This window comes from Streptomyces sp. NPDC058691 (genome assembly GCF_042714775.1).
Classification (GTDB): domain Bacteria; phylum Actinomycetota; class Actinomycetes; order Streptomycetales; family Streptomycetaceae; genus Actinacidiphila.
In genome coordinates this window covers 20838-39753 of the sequence record NZ_JBHXSO010000028.1, presented here as the reverse complement: position 1 = coordinate 39753, position 18916 = coordinate 20838, and the positions used below count along the sequence as shown (strand labels likewise).

19 protein-coding genes are annotated in these 18916 nt (G+C 71.7%); 9 read left to right on the top strand and 10 right to left on the bottom strand.

Going from position 1 to position 18916, the window contains the following annotated elements; translation table 11 throughout:
- Nucleotides 1–17 precede the first annotated feature (17 nt).
- The 10 genes from ACFWVC_RS20875 to iolC all read right to left on the bottom strand — a co-directional run bounded on the left by ACFWVC_RS20875 (nt 18) and on the right by iolC (nt 10381).
- A complete protein-coding gene (locus ACFWVC_RS20875) occupies nt 18–548 on the bottom strand; it encodes a hypothetical protein (protein ID WP_384287816.1) in 531 nt (176 codons plus the stop codon).
- Complete coding sequence (locus ACFWVC_RS20870) at nt 545–1681, bottom strand: ROK family glucokinase (protein ID WP_384287813.1); 1137 nt, start codon at nt 1679–1681, stop codon at nt 545–547. The genes ACFWVC_RS20875 and ACFWVC_RS20870 overlap by 4 nt, the downstream gene beginning before the upstream one ends.
- Before the next feature lie 206 nt (nt 1682–1887).
- Entirely contained in the window at nt 1888–2697 is an 810-nt protein-coding gene (locus ACFWVC_RS20865) for an ATP-binding cassette domain-containing protein (RefSeq protein WP_384287809.1), read from the bottom strand.
- On the bottom strand, nt 2664–3686 hold the full coding sequence (locus tag ACFWVC_RS20860; protein ID WP_384287804.1) for an ABC transporter permease: 1023 nt from the start codon (nt 3684–3686) through the stop codon (nt 2664–2666). Before ACFWVC_RS20860 ends, ACFWVC_RS20865 begins: the two co-directional genes overlap by 34 nt.
- Nucleotides 3683–4693, bottom strand: coding sequence for a sugar ABC transporter substrate-binding protein (locus tag ACFWVC_RS20855; RefSeq protein WP_384287803.1), 1011 nt, complete (start codon nt 4691–4693; stop codon nt 3683–3685). Before ACFWVC_RS20855 ends, ACFWVC_RS20860 begins: the two co-directional genes overlap by 4 nt.
- A gap of 84 nt (nt 4694–4777) precedes the next feature.
- Entirely contained in the window at nt 4778–5533 is a 756-nt protein-coding gene (locus ACFWVC_RS20850) for a GntR family transcriptional regulator (RefSeq protein ID WP_384287800.1), read from the bottom strand.
- A 169-nt stretch (nt 5534–5702) separates the two neighbouring features.
- Nucleotides 5703–7574 (bottom strand): 3D-(3,5/4)-trihydroxycyclohexane-1,2-dione acylhydrolase (decyclizing), encoded by a 1872-nt coding sequence (iolD, locus tag ACFWVC_RS20845; RefSeq protein WP_384287796.1) that lies wholly within the window; start codon nt 7572–7574, stop codon nt 5703–5705.
- A complete protein-coding gene (iolB, locus tag ACFWVC_RS20840; RefSeq protein ID WP_384287794.1) occupies nt 7571–8476 on the bottom strand; it encodes a 5-deoxy-glucuronate isomerase in 906 nt (301 codons plus the stop codon). The genes iolD and iolB overlap by 4 nt, the downstream gene beginning before the upstream one ends.
- A 38-nt stretch (nt 8477–8514) precedes the next feature.
- Nucleotides 8515–9393: a deoxyribose-phosphate aldolase gene (locus tag ACFWVC_RS20835; protein ID WP_384287790.1), complete on the bottom strand. Its 879-nt coding sequence runs from the start codon at nt 9391–9393 to the stop codon at nt 8515–8517.
- Between the two features lie 40 nt (nt 9394–9433).
- Complete coding sequence (iolC, locus tag ACFWVC_RS20830) at nt 9434–10381, bottom strand: 5-dehydro-2-deoxygluconokinase (RefSeq protein ID WP_384287787.1); 948 nt, start codon at nt 10379–10381, stop codon at nt 9434–9436.
- Nucleotides 10382–10654: 273 nt separating this feature from the next.
- Here iolC and ACFWVC_RS20825 point away from each other — a divergent pair, with 273 nt between their 5' ends.
- The 9 genes from ACFWVC_RS20825 (at nt 10655) to ACFWVC_RS20785 (ending at nt 18912) form a co-directional block, all read left to right on the top strand.
- Nucleotides 10655–11668, top strand: coding sequence for a sugar ABC transporter substrate-binding protein (locus tag ACFWVC_RS20825; protein WP_384287785.1), 1014 nt, complete (start codon nt 10655–10657; stop codon nt 11666–11668).
- Complete coding sequence (locus ACFWVC_RS20820) at nt 11668–12726, top strand: ABC transporter permease (protein WP_384287782.1); 1059 nt, start codon at nt 11668–11670, stop codon at nt 12724–12726. Before ACFWVC_RS20825 ends, ACFWVC_RS20820 begins: the two co-directional genes overlap by 1 nt.
- 7 nt (nt 12727–12733) lie before the next feature.
- A complete protein-coding gene (locus tag ACFWVC_RS20815) occupies nt 12734–13606 on the top strand; it encodes an ATP-binding cassette domain-containing protein (protein WP_384287777.1) in 873 nt (290 codons plus the stop codon).
- A gap of 286 nt (nt 13607–13892) precedes the next feature.
- Complete coding sequence (locus ACFWVC_RS20810; protein ID WP_384287772.1) at nt 13893–14804, top strand: sugar phosphate isomerase/epimerase family protein; 912 nt, start codon at nt 13893–13895, stop codon at nt 14802–14804.
- 31 nt (nt 14805–14835) lie between these two features.
- Nucleotides 14836–15855, top strand: a complete 1020-nt coding sequence (locus tag ACFWVC_RS20805) for a Gfo/Idh/MocA family protein (RefSeq protein WP_384287768.1) — start codon at nt 14836–14838, stop codon at nt 15853–15855.
- 147 nt (nt 15856–16002) lie between these two features.
- Complete coding sequence (locus ACFWVC_RS20800; RefSeq protein WP_384288016.1) at nt 16003–17055, top strand: Gfo/Idh/MocA family oxidoreductase; 1053 nt, start codon at nt 16003–16005, stop codon at nt 17053–17055.
- A 114-nt stretch (nt 17056–17169) separates the two neighbouring features.
- A complete protein-coding gene (locus ACFWVC_RS20795; RefSeq protein WP_384287764.1) occupies nt 17170–17877 on the top strand; it encodes a hypothetical protein in 708 nt (235 codons plus the stop codon).
- A gap of 98 nt (nt 17878–17975) precedes the next feature.
- The gene (locus ACFWVC_RS20790) at nt 17976–18584 is read left to right on the top strand and encodes an aminoglycoside phosphotransferase family protein (RefSeq protein ID WP_384287762.1); all 609 of its coding nucleotides are present in this window, start codon (nt 17976–17978) and stop codon (nt 18582–18584) included.
- On the top strand, nt 18511–18912 hold the full coding sequence (locus ACFWVC_RS20785) for an aminoglycoside phosphotransferase family protein (protein ID WP_384288014.1): 402 nt from the start codon (nt 18511–18513) through the stop codon (nt 18910–18912). The genes ACFWVC_RS20790 and ACFWVC_RS20785 overlap by 74 nt, the downstream gene beginning before the upstream one ends.
- The last annotated feature ends 4 nt before the right edge of the window (nt 18913–18916 follow it).

Genomic DNA, 18916 nt, shown 5'->3' with positions numbered 1-18916 from the left:
CCGCTCGGGCCCTTACGTCAGCCGAAGTCCATGGTGGAGACGACGTAGACCACGGGCGCGTCCGGGCTCGACAGATCCACCGTGATGTCGTGGTCGGGCTTGTCGCCGTGCTGCTCGAGCCGCACCCCGGCCCAGTGCTGCCCGGAGTCGAAGGCCCAGCGCACGGTGCGCGCCTGCTTGCGGCTCACCGTCACCGCGCCGTCCCTGAGCGCGGCGCGGCTGCTCCCCACCTGGGCGAGGAACGTGTCGAGACCGCCCTGGCTGGTGGTGAACTGCACATAGAGCGAGCTCGCCGCCCAGTTGTTGGTCTCCAGATACGCCACAGGGCGCGACCTGGCGGGGATCGGCACCTCGTAGATGCGGCGCTGCACCTTGGTGGGCCACAGGTACGTGAGGGTGGTCGCCGCGGCCTGCTTCTGCTTCTGCTCGCCGCCGTCGCGACTCTGCTCCGCGGAGATGATCACGTAGAAGATGGGCACGAGGATCAGCAGCGGGACGACCGTCCACTGCACCCAGCGGGACGGCTTCCTCAAGGGGGGACTGCTCACTTGCCGACAACCTTCGCGTAGCGCTCGTACCGCTCGACCCGGCGGCGGTTCGCGCGCCGGAAGCGGCGGGCGACCAGCCGTGCCAGGTCCGCGGCACCGACCATCCCGGCCTCGGGGCCGAGCTGGGCCTTGACGATACGCGCTTCGGGCCGGTATCCGCGCCCGGTCAGGTGCCGCCGGAAGGCGTCCCGGGCGGGGGCGATCAGCAGATCGTCGGCCGCGCTGACGCCGCCGCCGATGACGAAGCAGGAAGGGTCCAGTGCGGCGGCGAGATTGGCGATGCCGACGCCCAGCCACTGGCCGATCTCCTGGAAGAGCTCGACGCACATCGCATCACCCTCACGGGCGAGCTCCGTGATGAGCGGACCGGTGATCTCCCGCACCTGGCCGCCGACCCGGTCGATGATCCCGTGGGCGACCGGCGAGTCGGCCGCCGCCAGCTCGCGGGCCTCGCGCACCAGGGCGTTGCCCGAGCTGTACTGCTCCCAGCAGCCGCGGTTGCCGCAGGCGCAGCGGTGGCCGCCCGGCACGACCTGCATGTGGCCGAACTCGCCCGCCACCCCGTAGCGGCCGCGCTTGACGTGGCCGTCCTCCAGGATCGCGCCGCCGATACCGGTGCCGAGCGTGATCATGACGAGGTCGCTGTCGCCGCGGCCGGCGCCGAAGCGCCATTCCGCCCAGGCGGCGGTATTGGCGTCGTTGTCCACCATGACGGGGACGCGCAGGCGCTCGGTGAGGCGGTCCTTGAGCGGCTCGTCCCGCCAGGCCAGGTGCGGGGCGAAGAGCACCCGGGAGCGGTCGGCGTCGACCCAGCCGGCCGCGCCGATGCCGACGGCGTGCACGTCGTGGCGCTCGGACAGGTCCAGGACGAGTTCGGTGATGGTGTCCTCGACGACCTTCGGGCTCTTGCTCTTGTCCGGGGTCTCCGTGCGCAGCTTCTCCAGGATGTTGCCGTCCGCGTCGACGACGCCGGCCATCACCTTTGTGCCGCCGATGTCGATGCCGACGGTCGGCACGCGCGGGGCGGTGAGGTGCGAGCGCCGCTCGCGCCGGCCCACGGTGCTCAGGAGGGTGGAACTGCTGGAGGAACGCGCGGAACCGCCGCGGTAGGCGCGCTCACGGTACGTACTCATCTGTTCACCGCCACGGTTCCGGTCCGGGGCTGCTGCTCGGTCGCTCGCAAGGCTCGTCTCTCCGGCGGTCGGGGGTGGGTCCTCTGTGATTCTAAGTGGGGGGCGCGGACGACTCCGGGGGGCCGCCCTTTGTGCCGCGCGGACCCCCGCCATGGTGCTTGTGCCCCGCCGGTGCGCTCCCAGCGCGCCGGCGGGGCGGGCGTCCGTCAGCCCGTGGGGCGGCGCAGTTCGTGCGTGAGGGCTTCGAGGTCGCTGCCCCCGGCCATCTCGCGGGTCAGGTCGTCCAGGGAGATGCCGTCCTTGGTGTACGCACCGGACACCGTGCCGCGGCGCAGGAGGACGAAGCGGTCGCCGACAAGGTGGGCGTGGTGCGGGTTGTGGGTGATGAGCACCACTCCGAGGCCCGCGTCACGCGCGGCGGCGACGTACTTGAGGACGACGCCGGACTGCTTGACGCCGAGCGCCGCCGTGGGCTCGTCCAGGATCAGCACCCTGGCGCCGAAGTGGACTGCCCGCGCGATGGCGACGGACTGCCGCTGGCCGCCCGAGAGCGTGCCGATGGGCCGGTCCACGTCGGGCAGGTCGATGCCCATGCGCAGCAGTTCCGCGCGCGTGGTGGCGCGCATCGTGGCGACGTCGAGCCGCTTGAACGGGCCGCGCCCGATCCTCGGCTCGGAGCCGAGGAAGAAGTTCCGCCAGACCGGCATGAGCGGGACGACGGCGAGGTCCTGGTAGACCGTGGCGATGCCGCGGTCGAGGGCTTCGCGCGGGGAGGCGTGGCGGACCGCCTCGCCCTCGATCTCGTAGGTGCCGGTGTCGTGCGGGTGGAGCCCCGCGATGATCTTGATGAGGGTGGACTTGCCCGCGCCGTTGTCGCCGAGGACGCAGGTGATCTCCCCGGCGTGCACCTCCAGGGAGACGTCCTCCAGCGCCCGCACGCTGCCGTACGCCTTGCCGACGCCGCTCAGCTTCACCAGGGGCGTCATGCGGCGGCCTCCGCCCGCTTGCGCACCCATGCGTTCAGCAGCGTCGCCAGCAGCAGCATGGCGCCGAGGAAGAACTTGAACCAGTCGGGGTTCCACTGCGCGTACACGATGCCCTTGCTGGTCATGCCGAAGATGAACGCCCCGACCGCCGACCCGATGGCCGAGCCGTGGCCGCCGGTCATCAGACAGCCCCCGATGACCGCGGCGATGATGTACAGGAACTCGTTGCCGACGCCCTCCCCCGACTGCACCACGTCGAAGGAGAAGAGCAGGTGCTGCCCGGAGATCCACGCACAGAGGGCGACGGCCATGTACAGCCCGATCTTGGTGCGGGCCACGGGCACACCGACCGCGCGGGCGGCGTCGGGATTGCCTCCGGAGGCGAAGATCCAGTTGCCGGCTCGGGTGCGCAGCAGCACCCAGGTCGCCAGGGCCACCAGCGCCACCCACCACGCGATGGTGACCTGCAGGTCCACGTCGCCGATGGTCAGGTGCGAGGCGAACAGCGCCCGTGCGGAGGAGAAGCCCTCCATGTCCGCGATGGACTTGGTGCTGACCGTGCCGTCGATGAGCTTGGTCAGGCCCAGGTTGGCGCCCGTGAGCATCAGGAAGGTGCCGAGCGTGACGATGAAGCTCGGCAGCTTGGTGCGCACGAGCAGTAGGCCGTTGAGGAAGCCGATGGCGAGGGTGACCAGCAGCGAGACGCCGACGCCGACCCACACGTTGGCCGTCATCTGGTAGCTGAACATCGACGACACCAGTGCCGAGCTGGTGACCAGGACACCCGCCGACAGGTCGAACTCGCCGCCGATCATCAGCAGCGCGACCGGGACGGCCATGATCCCGATGGTGGACGCGGCGTACAGGATGGTGCCGAGGCTCTCGGCCCGCAGGAAGGAGTCGGCGTTCACCGAGAAGAAGACGAAGACCGCCGCGGCACCGACGACCGCGCCCAGTTCGGGGCGGCCCAGCAGGCGGTGGGTCAGCCGGCGCGGCGGCAGAAGGGTTTCCGCGCTCACCTGGTGCCCCGCTTCGCGTAGTCCTCCAGCGCCGCCGCGTCGTCCTTGGTGACGATCTGCGGACCGGTGAGGACCGGCTTGCCGCCGCCGAGGACGTCGGCGTTGTACCGGTAGAGCCACAGCAGGTCGACGGCCTCGTAGCCCTGCAGGTAGGGCTGCTGGTCCACGGCGAAACCGATGGTGCCGGCCTTCAGCGCGGCGGCGACCTGGGCGTTGAGGTCGAAGGTGTCGACCTCCGCCCGGCTGCCCGCCTGCTCCTTGGCCTTGGCGGCGGTGGCGGCGAACGGCGCGCCCAGGGTGACGACCGCGTCCACCGAGGGGTCGGACTGCAGCTTGGCCTGGAGGGCGGACTGCACGTCGGGCATGTTGGTGCCGTTGACGTACAGGTTCTCCGTGGTGCCCTTGAAGGTGCTCTTCACGCCCGCGCAGCGCTGCTCGTGGCCGACGTTGCCCTGCTCGTGCAGGACGCACAGGACGTGCTTCTTGCCGCGGGCGGTGAGCTCGTCGCCGACGGCCTGGCCGGCGATGGTCTCGTCCTGGCCGATGTGGGCGAGTGCGCCGTACTCCTTGGACTCGGCGGAACCGGAGTTGATCGTGACGACCGGGATACCGGCCTTCTCCGCCTTCAGGACGACGTCCTTCATGGCTTCCGGCTTGGCGAGCGTGACGACCAGGCCGTCGACATGCTGGTCGATGGCCGTCTGGACGAGCTGCGCCTGATCCTTGCCCTGGTCGCTGTTGGAGTACAGGAACGTGATGTTGTCCTTGGCAGCGGCCTGCTTGGCGCCCTTCTGGACGATGTCCCAGAAGGTGTCGCCGGCGCCCGCGTGGGTGACCATGGCGATCTTCCACCGCGGGGTGTCGACGGCCGAGCCGTTGGCCCTGGCCTCCTTCGCGCGCTGCTCCGCGCGCAGGCCGCCCGTGCTGCTGCAGCCCGCGATCGTCGCGCCGATGGCCACGGTGAGTAGCGCGCCGAGCACGCGCCTCCCGGTGTTCGCCCTCTCCACCTGGTGCCTTCCCCTACTGGATCCTGGAAAGGACCCAGTATCCGTCACGCGGAGCAATGCTCCGCCCCACGCGTGACGGATGCCTCAGGCGCGGACGAGGAGCTGGAACTCGAAGGCGTAGCGGGATGCGCGGTAGATGTGCGTGGCGTACTCGACGGCCCGGCCGGTGTCGTCGTACGTCGTGCGGCTCATGGTCAGCAGCGCGGCGCCCGGGTCCTCCCCCAGCAACTCGCCCTCCTCCTCGGTGGCGCGGCGGGCGCCGACGGACTGGCGGGCGCTGTGCAGGGTGATGCCGGCGGCACGCATCATGCGGTAGAGGCCGGTCGACTCGAGCCTGGCGGTGTCCAGGTCGATGAGTCCGGGCGGCAGGTAGTTGCACAGGTGGGCCATCGGCTCGCCATGGGTGAGGCGCAACCGGTGCAGGACGCGGACCTCGGCGCCCTCGGCTATGCCGAGCGCGGCGGCGACCTCGGCGGAGGCGGGCACGGACTCGTTGCGCAGCACCTGGGTGGCGGGACTCTGACCGGCGGACTGGAGGTCGTCGAAGAGGCTGCTCAGCTCCAGGGGGCGCTTGACCTGGCTGTGCACCACCTGGGTGCCCACACCGCGGCGGCGCACCAGCAGTCCCTTGTCGACAAGGGACTGGATGGCCTGGCGGACGGTCGGCCGCGACAGGCCGAGGCGCCCGGCGAGTTCGATCTCGTTGCCGAGCAGGCTGCCCGGTGCGAGCCGGCCGTGCTCGATGGCGCCCTCCAGCTGCTGGGCGAGCTGGTAGTACAGCGGCACCGGGCTCGAGCGGTCCACTTCGAACTCGAGCGGCGTGGACTCTGCTTTGGACACAGGGGGAGCGTATCCGCCGGTCCCGATCTCAGGAAACTCTGACATCACATTGTCCGAACATGTGAGTCCACGCCTTCTCGGAGGGCCCGTGGACTGGTCGGTCCTGGGCGGGTGGTGTGCGGTGGGAGCGCCGGTGACCGGCACGCGCGGGCGCGCGTGCCGGTGGCTGTCACAGGTGGCGGCGGCGGTCGGCGAGGTGGCGTTCGTAGTTCTTGCGGGCCTCGACGGCGGATTCGCGGGTGGCGGTCTCGGCGACCGGGACGTCCCACCACGCCTGCGCGGCGGGGGCGGTCGGCGCCGGGTCGGTCTCCACGTACACGCACGTCGGCCGGTCCGAAGCACGGGCGGCGGCCAGGGCCTCGCGCAGCTCGCGCACCGTTCCGGCGCGCAGGACGTCCATGCCGAGGCTGGCGGCGTTGGCGGCGAGGTCCACCGGGAGCGGGTCGCCGGTGAAGGTGCCGTCGGCGGCGCGGTACCGGTAGGCGGTGCCGAAGCGCTCGCCGCCGACCTCGGAGGACAGTCCGCCGATGGAGGCGTAGCCGTGGTTCTGGATGAGCACCAGGTTGATGTTGACGCCCTCCTGGACGGCGGTCACGATCTCCGTCGGCATCATCAGGTACGTGCCGTCGCCGACGAGTGACCAGACCGGCCGGTCCGGCGCGGCCATGCGGACGCCGATGGCGGCCGGGATCTCGTAGCCCATGCAGGAGTAGCCGTACTCCAGGTGGTACTGGCGCGGGGAGCGGGCGCGCCAGAGCTTGTGGAGGTCGCCGGGCAGGGAGCCCGCGGCGTTGATGACCACGTCCTCGTCGCCGACGACGGAGTCCAGGGCGCCGAGGAGCTGGGTCTGGGTGGGCCGGGCGGAGTCGTCGGGCGCGGCGTAGGCGGCGTCGACGACGCGCTCCCAGCGCTCCTTGCCCGCGCGGTACTCGTCCTCGTACTCCGCGTCCACACGGTGGCCCGCCAGCGCCCCGGTGAGGGCCTCCAGCGACGCGCGGGCGTCGCCGATCAGGGTGTGGGCGCCCAGCTTGTGGGCGTCGAAGCCGGTGACGTTGAGGTTGAGGAAGCGCACTCCGGGGGCCGCGAAGAGGGTGGAGGAGGCGGTGGTGAAGTCGGTGTAGCGAGTGCCGACGCCGATGACCAGGTCCGCGGTGCGGGCCATGTCGTCGGCCACGGAGGTGCCGGTGTGGCCGATCCCGCCGAGGTCGGCCGGGTGGTCGTGGCGCAGCGAGCCCTTCCCGGCCTGGGTGGACGCGACGGGGATGCCGGTGGCGTCGGCCAGCGCCTTGAGCGCCGCCTCGGCCTCGCTGTGGTGGACGCCGCCGCCCGCGACGATCAGCGGGCGCCGGGCCCCGCGCACGGCCTGCACGGCGGCGGCGAGTTCGGCGTCCTCTGGAGCCTGCCGGCGTACGTGCCAGACCCGCTCGGCGAAGAACTCCTCGGGCCAGTCGTACGCCTCGGCCTGGACGTCCTGCGGCAGGGCGAGCGTGACGGCCCCGGTCTCGGCGGGGTCGGCGAGCACGCGCGCTGCCTGGAGCGCGGCGGGGATCAGCGCCTCGGGCCGGGTGACCCGGTCGAAGTAGCGGGAGACCGGGCGCAACGCGTCGTTGACGGACACGTCTCCGGACCAGGGGTGTTCGAGCTGCTGGAGCACCGGGTCGGGGACGCGGCTGGCGAAGGAGTCGCCGGGCAGCAGCAGCACGGGCAGCCGGTTGATCGTGGCCAGCGCGGCGCCGGTGACCAGGTTGGTGGCGCCGGGGCCGATGGAGGTGGTGACGGCCTGCGCCGAGAGCCGGTTGAGCTGCCGCGCGTACCCGACGGCGGCGTGCACCATGGACTGCTCGTTGCGGCCCTGGTGATACGGCATCACGTCCTGGTGCTCCAGCAGCGCCTGGCCGATGCCGGCGACGTTGCCGTGGCCGAAGATGCCCCAGGTGCCGGCGATCAGCCGATGGCGGGCGCCGTCGCGCTCGGTGAACTGCGCGGACAGGAAGCGCACCAGGGCCTGGGCGACCGTGAGACGGCGGACGGACTGGGTCATCGGGACCTCTCGGAGGCTCGGTCTTCGGCGGGGGCCGTGTACAGGGGCAGTCTCGGGTCGACGGGCTGCTCGGGCCAGGTGGCGCGGATCCAGGCGTGGTCGGGATGGTCGCAGATCAGCCAGGCGCGCTCCTGGCCCGGTCCCGCCATGACGTTGAGGTAGTACATGTCGTGGCCGGGGACGGCCATGGAGGGGCCGTGCCAGCCGTCGGGGATGAGGACGACGTCGCCGTCGCGCACCTCGGCCAGCACATCGGTGTTGCGGCCGTTGCCCGAGGGCGAGACCCGCTGGTAGCCGATGCCTTCCCTGCCGTGCGCGGCCGCGATCTCGAAGTAGTAGATCTCCTCCAGCCGCGACTCGCCCTCCCGGTCCTCGTCGTGCTTGTGCGGCGGGAAGGACGACCAGTTGCCGCCCGGTGTCAGCACCTCGACCGCGATCAGCCGGTCGCACTCGAACACCCCGGCGGCGCCGAAGTTGTTGACCTGGCGGCTGCAGTTGCCGCTGCCGCGCAGCTCGACGGGCACGGCGGAGGCGGGGCCGTAGCGGGCGGGCAGCCGCCGTTCGCAGCGCGCGCCGGTCAGCGCGAAGCGGCCGCCCTCCTCGCTGGCGACGAGCACGCGCGCGTCACGGGGGACGTACGCGAAGTCGCTGACACCCGCGAAGACGCTCTCGCGGCCCGCGAGCCGGAAGCTCTCCCCGTCCGCGTCGACCGTGCACGAGCCGGACAGCGGGAGCACGATCCACTCGCTGTCGCCGGTGGCGAACTCGTGGCGCCCACCGGGCGGCAGTTCCAGGACGCGCAGCGACGAGTGGGTCCAGCCGGCCTGTTCCGGATGGACGGCGACGGTGTAGGGACCTGACGCGGCCTTGCCCGCGGCCAGGTGGTTCTCGGTGCCGGTCATCTCGTGCGGCTCGCCTCTCTCACGGTTCGTCCCGGTCCTCACAGCAGCCCGACGGCGGTGTCGACGGCCGTCTCCACGCTGCCCTCCGCCGGATAGAGCAGCGACCGGCCCACCACCAGACCCTGGACGGTGGGCAGCCGCAGCGCCTTGCGCCACTTCTCGTACAGCACGTCCTGTTCCTTGCCCACCTCGCCGCCGAGCAGGACGGCGGGGAGCGTGGAGGTCTCCATGACGGCCGCCATGTCGTCCACGTTCTCCGTGACCGGGACCTTGAGCCAGGTGTAGGCGGAGGTCCCGCCGAGGCCGGAGGCGACGGCGATGGACTTGGTGACGGCCGGTGCGCTCAGGTCGTTGCGCACCCGGCCGTCGACGCGGCGGGATATGAACGGCTCGACGAAGACCGGGAGTCCGCGCTCGGCCATGTCGTCGATGGCGCGGGCGGTGGAGACCATCGTGGTCAGCGATCCGCTGTCCTCGTAGGCGATGCGCAGCAGGAGCTTGCCGGCGTCGAAGCCGAGCCGGGCGATGTCCTGGGCGCGGTGGCCGGTGAAGCGGTCGTCGAGTTCGAAGGAGGCGCCGGCCAGGCCGCCGCGGTTCATGGAGCCCATGACGACCTTGCCCTCCAGCGCGCCGAGCAGCAGCAGGTCCTCCAGGATGTCGGCGGTGCCGAGGACGCCGTCGACGCCGGGCCGGGAGAGCGCGGTGCACAGGCGCTCCAGCAGGTCCACGCGGTTGGCCATGGCGAACTCGCGGTCGCCGACGGCCAGGGCGCCCCGGGCCGGGTGGTCCGCGGCCACGATCATCAGCCGGCCGCTGTCCCCTATCAGGGGGCGGCGGACACGGCGGGCGGCCGCCTCGGCGATCGCCTCGGGGTGCCGGGTCCGCACCTTCACCAGGTCGGAGATGCTGATGCTCAAGGGGAGCTCGCTTTCGGGCTTTCAGGTGGGGGCGGGCCGCTCAGCGGCGGTCGAGGAGGTCCCGCACCTCGGACTCGGTGGGCATGGCGGAGGAGCAGGCGAGACGGGAGGCGACGATCGCGCCGGCCGCGTTGGCGTGGCGCATGATCCGCTCCAGGTCCCAGCCGGCCAGCAGCCCGTGGCACAGCGCCCCGCCGAACGCGTCGCCGGCGCCGAGGCCGTTGACCACCTCGACGGGGACGGGCGGCACCTCGGCCGAGGTGCCGTCGCGGTGGACGGCGAGCACGCCCTTGGGGCCCTGCTTGACGACGGCGAGTTCGACGCCCGCCTCCAGCAACGCCTCGGCGGCTGCGCGGGGTTCGCGGACGCCGGTGGCGACCTCGCACTCGTCGAGGTTGCCGACGGCGACGGTGGCGTGGGTGAGCGCCCGCGCGTAGTACGGCCGCGCCTCGGCGGGGTCCTTCCAGAACATGGGGCGCCAGTCGAGGTCGAAGACGGTGGTGCCGTTCCCGGCGCGGGCCTCCAGCGCGGAGAACGTGGCGGCGCGGCTGGGCTCCTCGCACAGACCCGTCCCGGTCATCCAGAAGATGCGGGTGGCGCGGATCGCGTCGAGGTCCAGTTCCTCGGGACGGATCTCCAGGTCGGGGGCCTTGGGCAGCCGGTAGAAGTACAGCGGGAAGTCGTCGGGCGGGAAGATCTCGCAGAACGTGACGGGGGTCGGCAGGCCGGCGACCGGGGTCACGAAGCGGTCGTCGACGCCGAACTCCTTCAGCGCCTGGTGGCAGTACGTGCCGAACGGATCGTCGCCGGTGCGGGTCACGACCGCGGCGGAGCGGCCGAGCCGCGCGGCGGCGACCGCCACGTTGGTCGCCGAGCCGCCGAGGAACTTGCCGAACGTCTCGACCTCGGGCAGCGGTACGCCCGTCTGCAGCGGGTAGATGTCCACCCCGATCCGGCCCATCGTGATCAGGTCGTACGGCTCGGTCATGGGCAGGGCTCCTCGTCGTCTCGCGAGCGGACCGCTCCGCGGCCCCCTCAGGTCTAGTCGCGAGACCCGGAAGATGTCAACACTATGTCCTTACATACGAACGTTCAGACCGGCACTTCACAAGCTCGTTACCGTGTCGTTACGTCGAGATGAACAGATGTCTTGACAAAACCTTGACAGCGGCCCGGGCGAGGGGTTTGCTCCCGTCAGCAACGCCACGGGAAACACAGGTCGGTCCCCCTTCTCCCTCCCACCGCAGTGAGGTGCAGGAACATGGAACGCTCTCGTACAACCCGCAGGATCGCCGCCATCGCGGCCGTCTCCGCCGCGGCGGTCCTCCTCGCAGCCGGCTGTTCCAGCAGCTCGGGCGGCAAAAAAGCCGAGGAGTCAGCCGACAACGCCGCCGCCGGCAAGGCGGACACCCCCCGCATGAAGATCGCGATGGTCACCCATGCCGCTCCCGGCGACACCTTCTGGGACCTGATCCGCAAGGGCGCACAGGCCGCGGCCGCCAAGGACAACGTCGAACTCGTCTACTCCGCCGACCCCAACGCCGCCACGCAGGCCAACCTCATCCAGAACGCCATCGACCAGAAGGTCGACGGCATCGCCGTCACGCTCGCCAAGCCGGACGCCATGAAGTCGGCCGTCGCCAAGGCGGAGCAGGCCGGCATACCCGTCGTCGGCTTCAACGCGGGCCTGGACGACTGGAAGGACCAGGGGCTGCTGGAGTTCTTCGGGCAGGACGAGAGCGTCGCCGGCGAGGCCCTCGGCAACAAGCTCAACGTTCTCGGCGCCAAGCACAACGTCTGCGTCATCCACGAGCAGGGCCACGTCGCCCTGGAGGCGCGCTGCGCGGGCGTGAAGAAGACCTTCAAGGGCACTACGGAGAACCTGTACGTCAACGGCACGGACATGCCGTCGGTCAAGGCCACCATCACCGCGAAGCTCAAGCAGGGCTCCGACATCGACTACGTGGTGGCCCTGGGCGCGCCCTTCGCGCTCACCGCCGTCCAGTCGGTCGCGGACGCCGGCAGCAAGGCCAAGGTCGCCACCTTCGACCTCAACAAGGACCTGGTGAAGGCGGTCCAGGACGGCGACGTGCAGTTCGCCGTCGACCAACAGCCCTATCTGCAGGGCTACCTGTCGGTGGACTCGCTGTGGCTGTACAAGACCAACGGCAACTTCAGCGGCGGCGGCGTCTCCCCGGTGCTGACCGGCCCCGCGTTCGTCGACAAGGACAACGTCGAGTCGGTGGCGAAGTTCGCCGCGAACGGCACCCGGTGATGCCGGTGTCCCCGGCAGCCGCATCCGCGGCGTCCCCCTCCTCGGCGGACGGCCGGACCAGCGAGCGCTCCCTGCTGCGCAGGTCACTGGCACGGCCGGAGATCGGCGCGCTGATCGCCGCCGTCGGCGTCTACCTGTTCTTCTTCGCGGTCGCGCCGTCGTTCCGCGAGGCCAGTTCCCTGGCGACCGTGCTCTATCAGGCGTCGGTCATGGGCATCATGGCGCTGCCGGTGGCCCTGCTGATGATCGGCGGCGAGTTCGACCTGTCGGCCGGCGTCGCGGTCACCACCTCGGCGCTGACGGCGAGCATGTTCAGTTTCCAGCTGAGCATGAACGTGTGGACCGGGGTCGCCGTCGCGCTCGTGGTCTCGCTGGCCGTCGGGGCGCTGAACGGCTACCTGCTGATCAGGACCGGCCTGCCCAGCTTCCTGATCACCCTCGCCACCTTCCTGATGTTGCAGGGCCTCAACCTGGCCGTCACGAAGATCTTCACCGGCAACGTGGCCACCGACTCCATTGGCGACATGGACGGCTTCGACCAGGCCAGGAGGCTCTTCGCCTCCGAGATAGGCATCGGCGGGGTGCAGTTGAAGGTCACGGTGCTGTGGTGGCTGGGCTTCGCGGCCCTGGCCACCTGGGTCCTGCTGCGGACGAAGTTCGGCAACTGGACGTTCGCGGCCGGCGGCAACGCGGACAGTGCGCGGGCGGTCGGCGTCCCGGTGAACCTCACCAAGATCGCGTTGTTCATGGCCGTCGGCTTCGGTGCCTGGTTCACCGGCATGCACCTGCTCTTCTCGTTCAACGCCGTGCAGTCGGGCGAGGGCGTCGGCAACGAGTTCCTGTACATCATCGCGGCGGTCATCGGAGGGTGCCTGCTGACCGGCGGCTACGGCTCCGCGATCGGTTCGGTGATCGGCGCGTTCATCTTCGGCATGGTCTCGCAGGGCATCGTGTACGCCAACTGGAACCCCGACTGGTTCAAGTTCTTCCTCGGTGTGATGCTCCTGATCGCGACCCTCGTCAATCTGTGGGTCCGCCGCACGGCGACCAGGAGGTGAGGACCCCATGACCACCGAAGCGACCGCGAGGGAACAGGCCACCGGCACACCCGTCGTCGAACTGACCGGCGTGGGCAAGAGCTACGGCAACGTCCGCGCCCTGCACGGGGTCGACCTGGCCGTCCGGCCGGGGCAGGTGACCTGCGTGCTGGGCGACAACGGCGCCGGCAAGTCCACCCTGATCAAGATCGTCTCAGGGCTGCACCAGCACACCGAGGGCGAGTTCCGCATCGACGGCGCGGCCGTGCGGCTGAACACCCCCCGCGAGGCGCTGGACCGCGGCATCGCCACCGTCTACCAGGATCTGGCCACCGTCCCGCTCATGCCCGTGTGGCGGAACTTCTTCCTCGGCTCGGAGATGACGCGCGGCCCCTGGCCGGTACGCCGCCTGGACATCGCCGCGATGAAGCGCACCGCAGACGCGGAACTGCGGGCGATGGGCATCGTCCTGGACGACCTCGACCAGCCCATCGGCACCCTGTCGGGCGGCCAGCGGCAGTCCGTCGCCATCGCGCGCGCCGTCCACTTCGGCGCGCGGGTGCTGATCCTGGACGAGCCGACCGCGGCGCTCGGCGTGAAGCAGTCGGGCGTCGTCCTCAAGTACATCGCCGCCGCCCGCGACCGGGGCCTCGGTGTCATCTTCATCACGCACAACCCGCACCACGCCTACATGGTCGGCGACCACTTCACCGTGCTCCGGCTGGGCACCCTCGAGCTGAGCGCGAGCCGTTCCGAGGTGACCTTGGAGCAGCTGACCCACCACATGGCCGGCGGCACCGAGCTGGCCGCGCTCAAGCACGAGCTGTCCCAGGTCCGTGGCGTCGACGTGGAGGAACTGCCGGGACCCGAGGACCTGAAGGACCGGCCCGGAACGACCTGAGGGAGGTCCGGGGAGTATGTGCGACAGTCCGCGCGGAGACCCCGGAGAAGGGCGGCCCGCCTCGCGGGGGGCCGCCCGGACCGGCCCCCTGGGCCCCCCGGCGCCCTCCCCTGACACGTGACATGACGTCCATATGTCAGGACTAACTCTTGACGGTAGCCCCGTCGGGCAGCGAAGCTGCCACCGGGACCGCGGGCTTTCGCGGGCATCCGCACCGTCGCCGCACCGAGCACCACTTCCGAACCACCCGACCGGTCACCGCCGACCGGTGAGAGGAGCCCTCCTCATGACCGCCGCCTCCCCCGCCCTGGACCGGATCCGCGTCGGGTCCGCGCCCGATTCGTGGGGCGTCTGGTTCCCCGACGACCCGCAGCAGGTGCCGTGGCAGCGCTTCCTCGACGAGGTCGCCCAGTCGGGGTACGAGTGGATCGAGCTCGGCCCGTACGGCTACCTGCCGACCGACCCGGCCCGGCTCACCGAGGAGACCTCCGCCCGCGGCCTGAAGGTGTCCGCCGGCACCGTCTTCACCTCCCTGCACCGCGGCCCGTCGGTCTGGGACGCCACCTGGGAGCACGTCGGCCAGGTGGCCGCCCTCACCCAGGCCATGGGCGCCCGCCACCTCGTCGTGATCCCGTCCTTCTGGCGGGACGACAAGACCGCCGAGATCATCGAACCGCACGAGCTCACCGCGGAGCAGTGGGGCCACCTCGCCTCCGGCATGGAGCGCCTGGGCCGCCAAGTGCGGGACACCTACGGCCTGGACATCGTCGTGCACCCGCACGCCGACACCCACATCGACACCGAGGAGCACGTCGCCCGCTTCCTCGACTCCACCGACTCCGGCCTGGTCAACCTGTGCCTGGACACCGGCCACTACGCCTACTGCGGCGGCGACAGCGTCAAGCTGATCGAGACCTACGGCGAGCGCATCGGCTACCTGCACCTGAAGCAGGTCGACCCGGAGATCCTGGCCGACGTGATCAAGAACGAGGTGCCCTTCGGGCCGGCCGTGCAGCGTGGTGTCATGTGCGAGCCGCCCGCCGGTGTGCCCGCCCTGGAGCCGGTGCTGGCCGCCGCGCAGGGCCTCGGCGTCGACCTCTTCGCCATCGTCGAGCAGGACATGTACCCGTGCGAGCCCGACCGGCCGCTGCCCATCGCCGAGCGCACCCGCGCGTTCCTCCGCTCCTGCGGCGCCTGACGCCCCGCGCACGAAAGGGATGACACGCATCATGACCCAGCACGGAACCCTCGGGGTCGCGGTCGTCGGGACCGGCAAGATGGGCGCCGACCACGTACGCCGCATCAATGACGTGATCAGCGGGGCGCGGGTGACCGCCGTCGTGGACGTCGACGCCGAGCGGGTCAAGGCGATCGCCGCCGGCATCGACGGCTGCACGGCCTACACCGACCCCGCCGCCGCCATGGCCGCCGACGATGTCGACGCCGTCCTCATCGCCTCCCCCGGTCCCGCCCACGAGGCGGCGCTGCTGGCCGCCTTCGCGCACGACCTGCCGGTGCTGTGCGAGAAGCCGCTCACCCCGGACGCCGCCTCGGCGCTGCGCGTCCTGGAGGCCGAGCAGAAGCTGGGGCACCGGCGGGTGCAGGTCGGCTTCATGCGGCGCTACGACGCCGAGTACATGAAGCTCAAGGCCCTTCTCGACAGCGGTGAGCTGGGCCGCCCGCTGATGGTGCACAACCGGCACCGCAACGCGAGCGTCCCGCCCGGCTATGTGAACGCCAACCTCATCAACGACTCGGTCGTGCACGAGATGGACGTGACGCGCTGGCTGCTCGGCCAGGAGATCACCGCCGTGACCGTGCTGCGCCCGCGCCCGTCCTCGAACGCGCCCGAGGGCCTGGACGACCCCCAGCTCGTGATCTTCGAGACCGACGGCGGCGCGATCGTCGACGTCGAGATCAACGTCAACTGCAGCTTCGGCTACCAGGTGCAGGCCGAGGCCGTGTGCGAGCGCGGCAGTGCGCGTATCGGCGAGGCCCACGACCTGCTCGTCAACACGGCGGGCCGCTGGGGCGGCACGATCGCCCAGGACTTCGTGGAGCGCTTCGTCGACGCGTACGACCGCGAGGTGCAGGCCTGGGTGGACGCGACCCGGCACGGCGAGGTCACCGGGCCGAGCGCCTGGGACGGCTACGCGGCCGCGGCGGTCTGCGAGGCCGGCGTGCGCTCGCAGAGCGAGGGCGGCCGGGTCCAGGTCGAGTTGGTCGAGCGCCCCGCGTTCTACCGCTGAGAGAGCGGCGGCTCCACCTGGTCGATCCGGATGGCGCGTGGGCGCGGCGGTTACTCCCTGGCCGCCGCGCCCGCGTGCACCGAACTGCACCGCCCCACCCCGCACAGCCCCACCCCGCACAGCCCCCGGGAGAAAGGCTCCCCGCTCATGCGCGTTGTCCTCATCGGTGTCGGGCGCCTCGGGTCCTTCCACGCCGCGACCCTGCACAGGCACCCCGACGTCACCGAACTCGTCGTGGCCGACGTCGACGCGGCGCGCGCCGCGGGGACGGCCGACCGGCTCGGCGCGGGCGCCCGTGCCGCCGGCTCCGTGGACGAGGCGTTCGCCGCGGGCGCCGACGCCGTCGTCATCGCCTCCGCGACCGCGGCCCACGCGGAACTCATCTCACGCGCCGTGCGGGCCGGGCTCCCCACGTACTGCGAGAAGCCGATCGCCCTGGACCTGGCCTCGACGGTCGCCGCTCTGCGCGAGGTGGAGGAGGCCGGGACCGTCCTGCAGATGGGCTTCCAGCGCCGCTTCGACCCCGGCTATCGCGCCGCCCGCGAGGCCGTGCGGGCGGGCCGGTTGGGAAGGCTGCACACGGTGCGGGCCATGACCTCCGACATGGCGCCGCCCCCACCGGAGTTCGTGCCGCTGTCCGGCGGCCTCTACCGCGACTGCCTCATCCACGACTTCGACGCAACCCGGTGGGTGACGGGGCGCGAGGTCGTCGAGGCGTACGCCATGGGCGCCAACGGCGGGGCGGACTTCTTCCGTGAGGCGGGCGACGTCGACACCGCCGCGGCACTGCTGAGACTCGACGACGGCACCTTGGTGACGGCCACGTCCACGCGCTACAACGGCGCCGGTTACGACATCCGCATGGAACTCTCCGGCACTCTCGACCAGATCGCGGTCGGTGCCGGCGCCCGTACGCCGGTCACGTCGGTCGAGCCGGGCGCGGCGCCGGGCGTACCCGAGCCCTGGACCGGATTCGTCGACCGCTTCGGGGACGCCTACCGGGCCGAGATCGACGCCTTTGTGCGGGTCGTCGCGGGGAAGACCGCGAATCCGTGCGACGGGCGGGAAGCGCTGGCAGCACTCCTGGTGGCGGAGGCCTGCGAGGTCTCGCGCACCGAGCGGCGGCCCGTGCACATCGCGGAGATCACCGAACTGGCCGCCACCACCGCACCGACGAGGCCGTCGGCACCGACGGCCTGAGGCGCCCCGGTTCCGTGTCACCCGCCCGGGCCGGGCCGGGTGGCGCCATCGACCACGGCGGTGCTTGCTGGTCGTAGGTCGTTGCCGGGGTGCGTGCGTGCGTGAAGGGCTCAGATGTCAGATACGGTCCGGGCCCTGCGCACACCACGAGCCGCCGGAGCGGTCGGCATCGCCTTCGCGGTCCTGCTCGGCGCGGCCATCGTCATGGTCCGGGTCGCGATCCCGGAAGGGCAGCACTACGCGGCGAGCGGCGGCCCCCTCAGCGGCGACTCGCGCCATACGGTGCGTACCGCCCTCGGGCTCATCCCCTTCGCCGGGATCTTCTTCCTGTGGTTCATCGGGGCGGTGCGCGCCCACGTGGGGGACGCCGAGGACCGGTTCCTCGCGACCGTCTTCCAGGGCAGCGGGCTGATCTTCGTGGCGACGCTCTTCGGGGCCGCCGCGTGCGCCGGCAGCCTGCTGGCGACGGCCGACGCGGGGGCTGCGGACGGGGCGCGACTGCCCCAGCTGTGGTTCTTCGGCGGGCACTTCACGTACAGCCTGCTGACGACCTACGCGATGCGGATGGCCGCCGTGTTCGTCCTGTCCGCGTCCACCGTCGCGCTGCGCCTCGGCACCTTTCCGCGCTGGCTGGCGCTGCTCGGCTATCTCGTAGGCCTGACGCTGCTCTTCGTGGTGCCCGGCGTGGCGTGGGCCGAACTGGTCTTCCCCATCTGGGCGCTGGTGGTGAGCCTGCACATCCTGGTGGCCGGCTTCCGGCGGGAGGCGGCGGCCCGGCTGGACGGCCGGGGCGGCCGGGAAGACGCCAGTACGGGCCGCTGAGCTGCCCCGTCGTCGTGTCGGGCGTCCGGCGCGGGGGCACGCGGGCTCGCGGGCGGCGGGATTGAGGCCGGCAGGCGGATGCGGGCAGCATGCGGTGCATGGCTCTGGTGACGATGTCCGCGTCCCTGCCTCTCGTACGGAACGTCAGCGGTGCGCCGGGCGGGCCGCAGTGGCTGGCCCGGCTGCCCTGCCTGGTCGAGGAGGTGCGTGAGCGCTGGGAGCTGCGGCTCGGGGAGCCCTTCGACGGCGGAAGCTGCTCGTGGGCGGCCGAGGCGTGGCTGCCGGACGGACAGCCGGCCGTCCTCAAGGTGGGCCGGCCCCATCCGGAGGCGGAGGGTGAGGCGGCGGCTCTGCGGCTGTGGGACGGGCGAGGGGCGGTGCGGGTGCACCGGCACGACGCGCGGCGGCATGCCCTGCTGCTGGAGCGCTGCACGCCCGGCGGCGGGCTCGGGGCGGCGGGCGGCCTCACGGCCGAGGAGCGGCTGCTGCCCGGGGCCGGTGTCCTGGCAGAACTGTGGCGGGCGGGCGCGACGGTGGACGGCGGATTCGACCGGCTGGCGGACGTGACCTCCGGCTGGGCCGGCCTCGCCGAGGAGCGGATGGAGCGGCTGCGGCCGCCCCTTCGACCCGGGACTGGTCGCGCTCGGTGTACGGCTGCTCCGCGAACTGCCCGGCTCGGCGGCGCGGGAGGTCGTCGTCCACGGTGACTTCAACCCCGGCAATGTGCTGGCCGCGACGCGCCGCCCGTGGCTCGCGATCGATCCGAAGCCGATGAGCGGCGACCCCGCCTACGATCCGTGGCCGCTGCTGGAGCAGGTCGACGACCCCTTCGCGCATTCCGCTCCGGGGCGGGTTCTGGCGGGGCGGTTCGCCCTGGTCGCCGACGCGCTCGGCGAGGATGCGGCCCGGCTGCAGGCGTGGGCGGTGGCCCGGCGGGTCGAGAGCGCGCTGTGGCTGACCGGGCACGGACGCCTCGTGGACGCCCTCGGCGCGATGGCGGCGGCGCGGACGGTGGCGGACCTCGCCGGGCTGTGATTCC

What these genes read in the sequence shown, in the direction of transcription:
- ACFWVC_RS20870 (WP_384287813.1), bottom strand. Translation starts at nt 1,681, where the DNA reads ATGAGTACGTACCGTGAGCGCGCCTACCGCGGCGGTTCCGCGCGTTCC.
- ACFWVC_RS20865 (WP_384287809.1), bottom strand. Translation starts at nt 2,697, where the DNA reads ATGGGTGCGCAAGCGGGCGGAGGCCGCCGCATGACGCCCCTGGTGAAG.
- iolD (WP_384287796.1), bottom strand. Translation starts at nt 7,574, where the DNA reads ATGACCCAGTCCGTCCGCCGTCTCACGGTCGCCCAGGCCCTGGTGCGC.
- iolB (WP_384287794.1), bottom strand. Translation starts at nt 8,476, where the DNA reads ATGACCGGCACCGAGAACCACCTGGCCGCGGGCAAGGCCGCGTCAGGT.
- iolC (WP_384287787.1), bottom strand. Translation starts at nt 10,381, where the DNA reads ATGACCGAGCCGTACGACCTGATCACGATGGGCCGGATCGGGGTGGAC.
- ACFWVC_RS20825 (WP_384287785.1), top strand. Translation starts at nt 10,655, where the DNA reads ATGGAACGCTCTCGTACAACCCGCAGGATCGCCGCCATCGCGGCCGTC.
- ACFWVC_RS20820 (WP_384287782.1), top strand. Translation starts at nt 11,668, where the DNA reads ATGCCGGTGTCCCCGGCAGCCGCATCCGCGGCGTCCCCCTCCTCGGCG.
- ACFWVC_RS20815 (WP_384287777.1), top strand. Translation starts at nt 12,734, where the DNA reads ATGACCACCGAAGCGACCGCGAGGGAACAGGCCACCGGCACACCCGTC.
- ACFWVC_RS20810 (WP_384287772.1), top strand. Translation starts at nt 13,893, where the DNA reads ATGACCGCCGCCTCCCCCGCCCTGGACCGGATCCGCGTCGGGTCCGCG.
- ACFWVC_RS20805 (WP_384287768.1), top strand. Translation starts at nt 14,836, where the DNA reads ATGACCCAGCACGGAACCCTCGGGGTCGCGGTCGTCGGGACCGGCAAG.
- ACFWVC_RS20800 (WP_384288016.1), top strand. Translation starts at nt 16,003, where the DNA reads ATGCGCGTTGTCCTCATCGGTGTCGGGCGCCTCGGGTCCTTCCACGCC.
- ACFWVC_RS20795 (WP_384287764.1), top strand. Translation starts at nt 17,170, where the DNA reads ATGTCAGATACGGTCCGGGCCCTGCGCACACCACGAGCCGCCGGAGCG.
- ACFWVC_RS20790 (WP_384287762.1), top strand. Translation starts at nt 17,976, where the DNA reads ATGGCTCTGGTGACGATGTCCGCGTCCCTGCCTCTCGTACGGAACGTC.